We start from the raw sequence: 8,457 nt of genomic DNA, 5'->3' as shown, positions 1-8,457 counted from the left end.
GCACTTACGCCTACCGAATTAATAATATGCCTCCATTCTTACATAGTCAATGTGCCAAAGTGTCCGCTTTTGCCAAATCTAATAAAGATTCATATCCTTATATTAATATAATATTATATGAATTTATTTATATAGAAATATATAAATATAAAAATATATAAATTTATAAATATAGGAATATACGATGAAGACCTTGGCTATCATTGGACAAAAGGGTGGAAATGGTAAAACGACGACGGCATTAGGACTTGCCGTTGCGGGTGTTTTGGATGGCAAATCAGTTGCCGTAATCGATCTTGATCCCCAAACCACTGCGGCTAATTGGGGAGATCGGAGAGAGGTGGAGCATCCCGCAGTAGTCTCGTGCCAGGTTTCCCGACTACGTAATGTGCTAACAGAGGCAAAAGAGCAGGGAGCTGAGCTAGTTGTAATCGACACAGCAGGAAAAAGTACAGAAGCCACTATAGAAGCAGCCAAGGTTGCGGACATAGTTCTGCTACCAATCCGGCCTCAGCTCTTCGATATCGAAACCCTGCTAAATGTTAAAGACATCCTCACCCTTGCAGGTAATCCTCCTGCTTTGGTCATAATAAATGCAGCTCCAGTGCAAGGAAGACGTCACTTAGACACAAAGGAAGCAATAGAAGGAATGGGCTTTAAGGTTTGTCCTGTAGTGATATTTCAGCGATCGGCTTATGGCGATGCTACCAATCTAGGTCAAACTGCCCTCGAATATGATCCCAACGGTAAAGCTGCTCTTGAGCTTACCGAGCTATATAAATATATAAATATAGCCCTATATGAAGATAAGGAAGGTCAATTATGAAAAAACCTAATCCTCTGGCTGCAGGACTCAAAGCTATGGCTGCCGGACAGGTGCAAAAGCAGTCTGAACTCGTTCACAAGGTGACGCCTCAGCCTGAAACAAAACCAGTCAGCGCCGTAGAGAAAAAAGCCGCCAATAAAACAGTGATGATAGGGGCACATTTTTCTCCCCAGGTACGTCGTGCATTACTGCTGGTGCAAGCACACCCGAACAACGAAGGAAAACTAACCAAGGAGCTTTTGGGAGAAGCAATCAATGATCTTTGCGCAAAGTATGGGATTCCTGAACCTTATAGAGGTGAGTAATGCTTTTTAAGCATGATTCAAACTCCTCTAGTTATATCTTTTATTTCTTATCGCGCCTTTCTTTCTGTAAAAAGCAAATTATCCCATCTCGCTATTTCTCAAAACGGGTACTTTTTGAGAAATAATTCTTGCTCTATCAAATCAAATACTTGTGATTCTCTAAACTTATTCTCATAATGTGGTATGTTTATTGGCTACGCGCGCGTCTCTACCACTGACCAGAATCCGGCCCTTCAGCTTGAGGCGCTGAAGTCTGCTGGATGCGAGCGTATCTTCACTGACGAAGGTATAAGCGGAGGTGCGATCAAGCGGCCAGCTCTCGATAAGGCGTTAGCTGCGTTGAAGTCCGGAGACGTGTTGATCGTCTGGAAACTCGACCGTCTAGGTCGATCACTATCACACCTGATCCAGATCACAAAGCAGCTAGGCGAACGCGATATTGGCTTTCGCTCATTATCAGAGTCCATTGACACAACAAGCGCGTCGGGCCGCTTGCTCTTTCACATCATTGGTGCTCTGGCCGAGTTTGAGCGTGCACTGATTACCGAACGAACTCGTGCGGGTATGGCTTCTGCTAAGCGGCGCGGTGCGAAGGTTGGGCGCAAACCAAAACTCTCTCCCGACCAAATTGACCATATAAAGAAATTAATCGACGCTGGTGAGAGCCCTCGCAACGTCGCCAAGAGCATGGGGATATCTACTGCAACTCTCTATCGCAAGATTCCGGCGGCAGCCAGTAACCGTACTACGCTCGACTTGTTCACAAATACCGGACAGTAACTCAACTAAAACGAGAAAATCCATGCCACGCACCTCAAAACAATCAGAATCATTACTGCTAGACAACAAGCGCAACCTTTCGCCGATATACCTGGATGAAGAGGATGCCCTTAATAATGTTGTCGTTCTCAGTCGACCCAGGCGGAAACGACGCATTGTCTTCGGTTGGTACGGTGGGAAGTTCAGTCATCTCGATTGGCTATTACCTCGCTTACCGAGAATCCACCACTACTGCGAGCCATTTTCCGGTTCTGCCGCGGTTTTACTCAACCGGGAACCCTCTCCAGTTGAGACCTATAACGATATCGACGGTGACGTGGTGAATTTCTTCCGCGTATTGCGCGATCGTCAAGACGATTTGGTACGAGCCATCGCACTTACACCCTTTTCACGCGAAGAATTTCATCGCGCAATCAATGGCAGCATCCAAGGCATCCCCGAGCTTGAGCGAGCCCGTCGTTTTTACATTCGGGCTCGCCAAGCTCGCACTGGGCTTGCCCAAACTGCTACTCTGGGTCGATGGGCTAATTGCAAAAACACTAGCCGCGCCGGGATGTCAGGCGTTGTATCGCGATGGCTAGGTGGAGTTGAGGCGCTTGAAGAAATTGCTCTGAGACTATTGCGCGTTCAGATTGAGAATCGACCCGCCGTTGAAGTGATTCGTCTCTATGACAGTGCGGAAACGCTCTTTTATTGCGATCCACCTTATCTTCACGAGACACGCGGTGACAGCAAAGCCTATGGCTTTGAGATGGATACTGTACAGCATTCCGAGCTAGCGGACACGCTCAGGCAATGCAAAGGTAAGGTTGCAGTATCGGGTTATCGTTGCGATACGATGGATGAGTGGTACAAAGGATGGAATCGTTACGATGCACCTATGAAGCAATGCCATTCGATCAAGCAGCTACGCCAAGAAAGCCTATGGATGAATTACTGATACATCGTGGGGATTGACTACTCTGATGCTGCAGCACTGCTGGATGATCTCTTTACTGAGGCCGAGGTCGCATTTCAAACACAGTTACCGCTGCAGATAGATCCTAGCATTGAAAAAATAGCCGATACGCTTTTCGCTTCCTCTACGCAGTCTTATCGAGAAGCTCTATTAGGCTGTGCCCTAGCTCGGCTGTTAGACCAGTCTATCAATATCCGGTACCCCTATGTGAATCAAGGGATGTATGCATTTAATGGACGTACGCTTGATGAGAAAGTGGTTAACCCTTTTTTGCATGACCGATTGATTCCATCATCAAAAGGGCCTTATCTCGCAAGCTTTCGGCGCAGCGTGAAATTCACCCCTGAAACGGGAGGAGGACTACGCGACAAAGAAGGCTATACAGCCTTCCTGGCTTACCTTGAAGCGCTGGAAAATGCGGATGTAGCAACTGCCCGATCTCTTGCCATCTATCTGCTATTCCGGTTTGTAAAGCTGCGTGATGCTTCAACGATTCCCTTGTCGCGCATTAGTCGTCTCAGTCTCGATCAGTTCGGGATTCTTCTCGATAAACTCTTGCAGGTACCGAGCGGCGGCTTACTTCCTGTGCTGTTGACTGTCGCCATACTGCGTACTATCAAATCTTACTTTGGTCTTACATGGGATGTGCAGTGGCAGGACATTAATGTTGCTGACAAAGCATCCGGCGTAGGTGGAGACGTGACTGTAATGCAAGGTGACGTGATGATTCTTGCTGTGGAGGTCACAGAGCGTCCTATCGAAAAAGCCCGTGTAGTATCAACCTTTAACACCAAGATCGTACGTCATGCTATTGCGGATTATCTTTTTATTTACGCGAATTCGCTACCGACAGAGGAAGCCAAGGCAGCTGCTCGCACTTATTTTTCGCAAGGTCATGAGGTCAATTTCTTGCAAGTGGGTGATTGGATTATTCACAACCTCGGCACTATCGGAGCAAAAGGTCGAGGTATCTTTATCCAAGAAATTCTAGCTTTGCTTGACACGCGGAAAGTCCCGGCAACAGTCAAAGTTGCGTGGAATGACATTGTAAGACAGATCGTCGGCCCATAACGTCAGAACGGTCCAGATGTTTTTTCTCTCTGAGTTGATAGGTATCACTGTATCGAGTATTGAAAATCGCTCTAAAAGCCTTCTAGCCCTTTTCCTATAGACCGGTTTTGGTTTCTCGAATCCATTCATTGCTTGGCAAGCATTACCACAGCCTAAGTCATCTAATAGCTTATCTTTTTTAAGATATAAAAGAATATAGTTAGGGTATCACCCATGATACCTATTTCTCTGTGATAGGTATCATGGGTGATACCTATTTCTCTGTGATAGGTATCATGGGTGATACGTATCATGGGTGATACCTATTTTTCTGTGGATAACTTTGCCTTAGGTTTGTTGATGGACTTGCGCAGAGAAAGCAACTTTTCCTGTAGTTCTGGTGATAGTTTGTCAAAGTCTGCCGAATTGATATTTACCTGCGTGGCATGGTCTCCAGTCGCTACATTGAGGACGAGATTCTCGATGTGGATTATCTTGCCGCCTAGCATTTCACCCGTAACCACTGCATGCTTCAGTTCCGCCATCGCAGTTTTAACGTTGTTTGGAATATAGTCCCATGTCGCGACGGCTTGTGGCCTGCCCTGTGTGTCGTTGATGACAACTTTTTCCCTCAAGGTGTAGACGTTGTTACGTCCGAACTTTTCCTTTGTGATGTAACCGGACTCTTCCAGACTCTTTAAGCAGCGCTTTACTTGACCTGCACTCAACCCAGCTTTCTCAGCGATGAGATCAATTCCCGGAAAAGCCATTCCAGTTACAAAATTCGTGTATGACTTGATGACTAGATAAACCTTGATGGTGCTGCCATCGAGCTTCGCCATGTCACCGTTGTCTATCATGTCTTTGAATACATGAAACCAAGCAGTTTCAGCCTTAAATAATTCGGCCTGATCTTGTTTTTTCATTTCTTCCTTTCAAATGCCAATGGTCATGATGGAGCTGTCAGTCGGGGGAGTTGACGGGAAAGGATGGTAGCAAGCCCCACCTTTTTGGTGGGGCTTTTTGTTTAAGCAGCAGCTTTAGGCGTGATAACCCGGGCTGCGCCCACTGCACGGAAAGTAGGAATTACCCTGACTTCCCCCAGAATGGTCGCGATGTTTTTCGTGAAGTCATCGTTGACATACCCGACTTCAACCGAGAAATTGTCCACGACCAGAAGCTCCAGATACGCGGTATCTGCAACCATCACCTTCCCGGAGGGTACATTCGGCGACAAAACCACCCTCAGCCCACGCAGTGATTCCGGCAATGGCTGAAGGTAGGGCCCGGCCAGGTACTCTCCCTCCGTTGTCTTGGCCAGTTGCACGCCGAGAAAATCGGACGGCCTGAAAGCCACCACGTTAGGCTGAAAGCCTGCTTCCTGCATGGTGGCCACCGCTTCGCTGGCAGCATCCGCAAGACTGGGATAAAGCAGACTGGTATAGCTTGTACCCAGCGTGTTGAATCCCTCGAAAGCCGGTGTTGCGCTGCCATTCACCAGCGTGTCATCCAGCGCCTGTGCGATGCTGCGTTGCAGCGTGACATCAATCGCCGTTTTCAGCTCTGCGCTGTCGCTCAACGATTGCTTGGACACTTTCGTAAAGCCGGCGATAGTGATCGCTGCCTGCTGCACCGGGGTGAAATCCGGCCGGATTGGAGCCTTGGCTCCACCTTCCCCCGCCTGGACAGCCGCGGCACCCTGTACTCCGGTATAGCGGGAATACTCAAATGAGGTTATGCCAGAGACCTCACGGGCAGGCAGGCCGGTCTGGATGCCGAGCGCCGCTCCAAGCGGCAGGGCGAGGCCTCCCGACACGACTTTTCCGACATTGTCAGTCGTGATCAGGTCGGCAGCCGCCTTGATTTCCAGCCGCAGCGACTTCGTCTTTGCAAGCAAATCCCTGTTGGACTCCATGCCTGCCCATACCTGCGCCCCGATGGATTTGTGACCGCTCAGCCCGGATGCCTCAGGCCCGGGCGCGCTCTGCCGCTGCCTGACTTCCAGCAGTTCATCGGAAAGCTCTCGCTGCTTTCGTGAAAGTGCCTCAATCCTCTTCTCCGCCCTGTCGGTAAAGGATTTCAATTCAGATTCAATGCCCACAAGGGCTCCGTTTATGGATTCATAACTCATGTCCGTTCCTTTCAAAAAAATGTCAGTTGGTGTGCGCATCTGTTTCGCCGAACAGCCCACATCCCGTGGCACTTTCCTGAAACACCAGCAGCGCGGATCGGAACATCCCGTTCCTGTCCTCAAAATCGCTTGTGGATCCCCCACAAGCTGTTCTGGCTATTGCTGCACCTGAAAAGCGCTCTTTCAGGTGTAATATATGTTTAAATACAACAAGGTAAGTCCCCCCTTGCCAATTCTGCGCTCACACTTTTCTGCCTTGGCAATCGGGTTCCCAGTCAACCGCGTCTGACTTTTCACCCCCCCATCCCTCAGTGCGGTTCGGTGCCTGGCTTCGCCCGGGAAAATATCGTGAAGATGTTGCCGGTGATTTTTTCAAACCGCTCTTTTTCCGCGCTGTCCTTTTCTTCTTCGTCGCCTGACACCAGCTCGCGCAGTTTTGCCACCAGCCTTTTGGCTGTTGCCTGGTTAAACAGACCCTCGTTCCGCAGGAACCGCTCCAAATCCCTGACTGTTTCAAGCTGCTCGATCTCTTCCTTTTTGACCGACTCCAGATCCACTCTTGCCGCTGTATCGGCCGGGAACGTCACCACCGATATTTCCAGCAGGCGGCTGACGCGATTGATCACGCGGCCTTCCGGCCCGTCCTCATAGTCACCCCTTTGCAGCAGGTAACCGATGGACAAACCATCAACAGTGCCGTGCCTGAGCGCAGCCCGCGTCTCTTCGGCACGCGCAAGGCCCGGCGTGAACTCCCCTTCCACAAGAAGGCCGTGATCGTCCTCCTTGACCGACACCCATTTGCCAATCGGCAAGGAGGATGATTCATGCTGCAAGAGCATTTTGGGAATGCCGTATTTCCGCAGCGTATCGCTATACGCTCCCTTCATGATGAGGTCGCCTTGCAGATCGACCTTGCCAAAAGTCGATGCATACCCGGAGAAACGGGTGGAGTTGTTTTGCAGCTTGATTTCACAATCACCAAGGGAAAGAGCCTTTCTAAACATAATTAGAGCCTCCATTAACAGATGTTCAAAGTTCAAAGCACAAAAGGAAGTTAACAGGAATCATGTGTCGGCCCATTGCCGACAGGCAATGGAAAAGCTTTGTTCGAAGCACGAAACGACGTCGGCAACGTGGCTGAGCTTAAAAAAAAGCTTCCACAAGGAATTGACGTATCCACAAGTACTAAATAGACTCCCTTATTTTTTGGATTTCTTTTTTTGTTTTTTTTTTATTAATTACTGTGTGTGTGGCGCGCGCACGCGCGCGTGAAAAAACCCGATTTCAGGTGTCTGAGGTGTCTAACATGTGGAAGAGCCTTTATCCATGCGGCTTTCGCGCTACACACCTCGGCTTTGAGGTGTGCATGAGGTGTCTGAGGTGTCTAACATGTGGAAGAGCCTTTACCCATGCGGCTTTTCCGGTGGCAAATACAGAAAGCGCACAGTTTCCAGCCGTTTTTCAATACGCCTGCAGCCGAATTTTTTCAGAATTCTCCCTATCCGAATCCGCATGTAGCGCTCAAGGTACGCTGGAGGAATTCCAAGACACCGCCCCGCATCAGACAAGGAAAAGGGCTCTTGGCGGGACTGCACCCATGCCTGGAGTTTTGCCTGGGCATAATCGCTTTTGAGAGACAAGCACAACAAGATCTGGTCTTCTTCGGATAAAAATTCGGCTTTACCAATCATTGCTCTCTCCTGCCTGAGGCGGCATGTACCAGAACTGAGGTATGGATCCGCTTCGAAAGCGGCGGCAGCCAATTTCCTTGATCAGAATGTTTCCGATGCGCGTGCTGATTTCCCGCCGCACGCCTCCTGCTGGCAAGCCTAACGCTTGTTGGGCTGCATCGTCCAGACAAAATGGCTCGCTGCGCTGGCTAACCCAGGCCCGGAGCTTCTCGGAAGGATTGGAGTTGAGGTAACGCGCAATTTCCTGCGCGATGAGACGGTCTTGGTTTGATTGTGAATGCATAGGCGAAAAAAAACCCGCTCGAGGCGGGTTTCTGATTTTCTGGGTTTAAAAACAGAAAACCCGGCTTTAACCGGGTTTCACATGGAATTCGATGTGGCAGCGCTTCCTCTGGACGCACTTATGAACATACTACAAAACAAAGAATAAACCGGCATTTTTACCTTGTCAAGGTATGCCAAGTTTCTTGGTCTAAAAACGAAAAACCCAGCTCAAGCCGGGTTCGGTATCCTGCGGACGCAATTCTAAGCATCCTACAATTACAGCATTTTACCGGAATTTTTACCTAGATCAAGGTGCGCAAATGGACGATAAACATGGAGTTGTTGCTTCCTCTGGACGCACTTACGCCTACCGAATTAATAATATGCCTCCATTCTTACATAGTCAATGTGCCAAAGTGTCCGCTTTTGCCAAATCTAATAAAGATTCATAT

Annotated in this window: 10 protein-coding genes; 5 read left to right on the top strand and 5 right to left on the bottom strand. The window is 49.0% G+C overall.

Annotation, left to right across the window (positions count from 1 at the left end):
- Positions 1 to 184: 184 nt before the first annotated feature.
- The 5 genes from BMY01_RS16545 (at position 185) to BMY01_RS16525 (ending at position 3,940) form a co-directional block, all read left to right on the top strand.
- On the top strand, positions 185 to 826 hold the full coding sequence (locus tag BMY01_RS16545) for a nucleotide-binding protein (protein ID WP_074749212.1): 642 nt from the start codon (positions 185 to 187) through the stop codon (positions 824 to 826).
- Positions 823 to 1,131 carry a ribbon-helix-helix domain-containing protein gene (locus BMY01_RS16540; RefSeq protein WP_074749211.1) on the top strand — a complete coding sequence of 103 codons (309 nt, stop codon included), beginning with the start codon at positions 823 to 825 and terminating at the stop codon, positions 1,129 to 1,131. Before BMY01_RS16545 ends, BMY01_RS16540 begins: the two co-directional genes overlap by 4 nt.
- Before the next feature lie 183 nt (positions 1,132 to 1,314).
- Positions 1,315 to 1,911, top strand: coding sequence for a recombinase family protein (locus BMY01_RS16535; RefSeq protein WP_074749210.1), 597 nt, complete (start codon positions 1,315 to 1,317; stop codon positions 1,909 to 1,911).
- Positions 1,912 to 1,933: 22 nt separating this feature from the next.
- Positions 1,934 to 2,851: a DNA adenine methylase gene (locus BMY01_RS16530; protein ID WP_074749209.1), complete on the top strand. Its 918-nt coding sequence runs from the start codon at positions 1,934 to 1,936 to the stop codon at positions 2,849 to 2,851.
- A gap of 6 nt (positions 2,852 to 2,857) precedes the next feature.
- Positions 2,858 to 3,940 carry a restriction endonuclease, SacI family gene (locus BMY01_RS16525; RefSeq protein WP_074749208.1) on the top strand — a complete coding sequence of 361 codons (1,083 nt, stop codon included), beginning with the start codon at positions 2,858 to 2,860 and terminating at the stop codon, positions 3,938 to 3,940.
- Between the two features lie 302 nt (positions 3,941 to 4,242).
- Here BMY01_RS16525 and BMY01_RS16520 read toward each other — a convergent pair whose 3' ends face one another.
- From BMY01_RS16520 to BMY01_RS16500, 5 genes are all read right to left on the bottom strand, one after another.
- Positions 4,243 to 4,845 carry a helix-turn-helix domain-containing protein gene (locus BMY01_RS16520; RefSeq protein ID WP_074749207.1) on the bottom strand — a complete coding sequence of 201 codons (603 nt, stop codon included), beginning with the start codon at positions 4,843 to 4,845 and terminating at the stop codon, positions 4,243 to 4,245.
- Positions 4,846 to 4,946: 101 nt separating this feature from the next.
- Positions 4,947 to 6,050: a phage major capsid protein gene (locus BMY01_RS16515; RefSeq protein ID WP_175463305.1), complete on the bottom strand. Its 1,104-nt coding sequence runs from the start codon at positions 6,048 to 6,050 to the stop codon at positions 4,947 to 4,949.
- 308 nt (positions 6,051 to 6,358) lie between these two features.
- Entirely contained in the window at positions 6,359 to 7,054 is a 696-nt protein-coding gene (locus tag BMY01_RS16510) for an HK97 family phage prohead protease (RefSeq protein WP_074749205.1), read from the bottom strand.
- 399 nt (positions 7,055 to 7,453) lie between these two features.
- On the bottom strand, positions 7,454 to 7,741 hold the full coding sequence (locus tag BMY01_RS16505) for a hypothetical protein (protein ID WP_074749204.1): 288 nt from the start codon (positions 7,739 to 7,741) through the stop codon (positions 7,454 to 7,456).
- On the bottom strand, positions 7,731 to 8,024 hold the full coding sequence (locus BMY01_RS16500; RefSeq protein ID WP_074749203.1) for a hypothetical protein: 294 nt from the start codon (positions 8,022 to 8,024) through the stop codon (positions 7,731 to 7,733). The genes BMY01_RS16505 and BMY01_RS16500 overlap by 11 nt, the downstream gene beginning before the upstream one ends.
- Positions 8,025 to 8,457 lie beyond the last annotated feature (433 nt).

Source organism: Nitrosospira multiformis (assembly GCF_900110185.1).
GTDB lineage: Bacteria > Pseudomonadota > Gammaproteobacteria > Burkholderiales > Nitrosomonadaceae > Nitrosospira > Nitrosospira multiformis_A.
This window is presented reverse-complemented; position numbering and strand designations above follow the sequence as displayed.

What these genes read in the sequence shown, in the direction of transcription:
- BMY01_RS16545 (WP_074749212.1), top strand. Translation starts at nt 185, where the DNA reads ATGAAGACCTTGGCTATCATTGGACAAAAGGGTGGAAATGGTAAAACG.
- BMY01_RS16540 (WP_074749211.1), top strand. Translation starts at nt 823, where the DNA reads ATGAAAAAACCTAATCCTCTGGCTGCAGGACTCAAAGCTATGGCTGCC.
- BMY01_RS16535 (WP_074749210.1), top strand. Translation starts at nt 1,315, where the DNA reads ATGTTTATTGGCTACGCGCGCGTCTCTACCACTGACCAGAATCCGGCC.
- BMY01_RS16530 (WP_074749209.1), top strand. Translation starts at nt 1,934, where the DNA reads ATGCCACGCACCTCAAAACAATCAGAATCATTACTGCTAGACAACAAG.
- BMY01_RS16520 (WP_074749207.1), bottom strand. Translation starts at nt 4,845, where the DNA reads ATGAAAAAACAAGATCAGGCCGAATTATTTAAGGCTGAAACTGCTTGG.
- BMY01_RS16515 (WP_175463305.1), bottom strand. Translation starts at nt 6,050, where the DNA reads ATGAGTTATGAATCCATAAACGGAGCCCTTGTGGGCATTGAATCTGAA.
- BMY01_RS16510 (WP_074749205.1), bottom strand. Translation starts at nt 7,054, where the DNA reads ATGTTTAGAAAGGCTCTTTCCCTTGGTGATTGTGAAATCAAGCTGCAA.
- BMY01_RS16505 (WP_074749204.1), bottom strand. Translation starts at nt 7,741, where the DNA reads ATGATTGGTAAAGCCGAATTTTTATCCGAAGAAGACCAGATCTTGTTG.
- BMY01_RS16500 (WP_074749203.1), bottom strand. Translation starts at nt 8,024, where the DNA reads ATGCATTCACAATCAAACCAAGACCGTCTCATCGCGCAGGAAATTGCG.